The organism is Moorena sp. SIO3B2 (assembly GCF_010692525.1).
Classification (GTDB): Bacteria; Cyanobacteriota; Cyanobacteriia; order Cyanobacteriales; family Coleofasciculaceae; genus Moorena; species Moorena producens.
Genome location: NZ_JAAHHE010000302.1, coordinates 4,836 through 7,349, shown reverse-complemented (window position 1 = coordinate 7,349; position 2,514 = coordinate 4,836). Strand labels below are relative to the sequence as shown.

General features: G+C 42.5%; 1 protein-coding gene. It reads right to left on the bottom strand.

The genetic code is table 11. The annotated features are described in order from the left end of the window. Nucleotides 1-1,054 precede the first annotated feature (1,054 nt). Nucleotides 1,055-1,252: a heavy-metal-associated domain-containing protein gene (locus tag F6K38_RS31875; protein WP_008181598.1), complete on the bottom strand. Its 198-nt coding sequence runs from the start codon at nucleotides 1,250-1,252 to the stop codon at nucleotides 1,055-1,057. Between the last annotated feature and the right edge of the window lie 1,262 nt (nucleotides 1,253-2,514).

Sequence of the window (2,514 nt, the reverse complement as noted above, 5' to 3'; positions counted from 1 at the left end):
GGGTCGCCTTATTAAAAAATATTTAACCCTTTTCTGCATAACCTGCTAACTATAAAGGCGACCCTATCTAAGGTTTTGTCTCCGGGGGAAACCACGGCAGCGCGGTCATGGGGGGAACCCCCTTTGGCGGCGCTGCCTCCCCAAGACCGTAATGGTGCGTTTGACCCGTAATTAAATTCGCCACGGGTCGCACCTCTGCATCGCTTATTCAAAAGCACCATCTGTAGCACCTCAAGTAGCGTGCGCATTAGCTGATACGCGACACGCTGATACGCGACACGCTGATAGCTGATACGCGACACGCTGATAGCTGAATACTTACATATAAATTAATGATGTATTGTCGAAGTGCGGCTCGTTCCAACTAGGAGCCTTTAGAAAATAAAGGGCCATTGAAATCACACTAGCTTACCAAAAAATTTGGGTAATCGCGCCCCGTCCTTATAGGAGACGCGCGCCTCAGAGTTAAGAAGCATTTATTGGGAGCAGGCTATGAGCAAAAGGGTTAAAACTTATTAATTAAGGCTTCTTAACTCTTACGGTAGGCTTTTTGTTAAATTAAGACTTGACGGTTTTTTCGCATCGTGTTAAGATAAAAACCTAACGAAAAAAACAATTAATGTTCTAGATAAACATGATATTAAAATAAGTAGATGATGTAAAAAATCAGCTAAGATATCAGCTTATTGCATCATCAAATTCTTAGATTTGGAGATCTCCGAAAACATAAGATCAAGAAAAAGTTTATCTAACTTGTTAACTAGATTAGGTACGGTGGGGTTAGAAGTTACCTTAATCAGAGGGTCGCCTTTATAGTTAGTCGGCGCTTGTGTAAAAAGTTTTAACCTTTTTTATTAAGGCGACCCTCTGATCAGGTTTCGTTTCCGGCACACCGAAACCTAGGTCATAGACCAAATACGCTTGGGTCGAATCCACCTCTATTTTTCCTGGCTCCGGCAAGGGTTTTACAAGTCACCCCGTTGAACGCGATCGCGTGGCCATAGGCCAAGCAAGAATCCCCGTCCTTCCAGGGCGGGGAGTGTCAATTGGTAGCTTACTCCACGCTGTGACCGACAGTCGTTATGATCTGTCTAATTGACTCTTCAGATGCTTCGGTTTCAACTCTAACCGTCTTTGATGTTACATCCACTGCGACTTTAGAATCTGGCTCCTGTTGGAGTATACCTTCGGTAATGGTCTTGGCACAGACATCACACGCAATACTGGGAACTTTTAACTGTACTACTGCCATAGTCAATACTCCATCAGTTTTTCTTACAGCCGTTAATCAGCTTGCCCTTAAAGCTCGCAGCCCAAGCTAGGAATGTTAATCCTTACCAATAACTTAGATCGATTGACGACAATACTCAATGGGCCTAGCCAGGATTGACTAGACCCATTCGAGTGGAAAAAGACAAATTTTCAACGAGTTAACTTTCTGACTACCAGTTTTGAATCACTACTATGGTTGGCAAACTACACAGATACACCTAATACTAAATCTCACACAGTCGTGTCTTTCCGGACTTTGGTTTGGCTTACTCCAACTTCTGTTGGTTTCTCGCCACTTTTTGCTATGTTCGATTGGTGCCTACTGTGGCTGGGTCATAGACCGGTAGAAATCATCTTATCTATGCCCATTTAGTTTCTGGCTTCAGGTTCTTCTCTGAAGGATGACTTCCACTCTTTAAAACTAACACGGCCTTCTGGAGATTCCGAATACTTGTTGTTAAAGTTAATCAGTCTTTACAAACTGCAACGATTAGATGAAAAAGTATGAAGCATGTAGGGTCAAGGGTGAAGTGTTAATTGCTTTGTCAGCTATCAGCGTGTCGCTTATCAGCTATCAGTCATTGGCCAAGGGCTTTTCCCCAGACTTGAAATTATCATTAATCTCGAACTATGAAGCTGATGGCTGATAGCTGACGGCTGAATGCTTACATTTGATTAACTTTAATGGTACGGTACAGCAATCATTTCTAATGTGTCTGGGATTTCCCCAATACATTTCCCCAATACATTTCCCCAATACATTTCCCCAATACTCAAAGGGCCTAGCCAGGATTGACTAGACCCATTCGAGTGGAAAAAGACAAATTTTCAACGAGTTAACTTTCTGACTACCAGTTTTGAATCACTACTATGGTTGGCAAACTACACAGATACACCTAATACTTAATCTCACACAGTCGTGTCTTTCCGGACTTTGGTTTGGCTTCCTCCAACTTCTGTTGGTTTCTCGCCACTTTTTGCTATGTTCGATCGGTGCCTACTGTGGCTGGGTCATAGACCGCTAGAAATCATCTTATCTATGCCCATTTGGTTTTTGGCTTCAGGTTCTTATCTGAAGGATGACTTCCACTCTTTAAAGCTAACACGACTTTCTGGAGATTACGAATACTTGTTGTTAAAGTTCAGGAGTCTTTACACACTGCAACAATTTGATTGAGAAGTATGAAGGTTGAAGGTTGGAAGGTTGAAAGGTTGAAGGTTACAGGTTGAAGGTTACAGGTT

Excerpts from the sequence above, each read along its gene's own strand:
- F6K38_RS31875 (WP_008181598.1), bottom strand. The coding sequence starts at position 1,252 with ATGGCAGTAGTACAGTTAAAAGTTCCCAGTATTGCGTGTGATGTCTGT.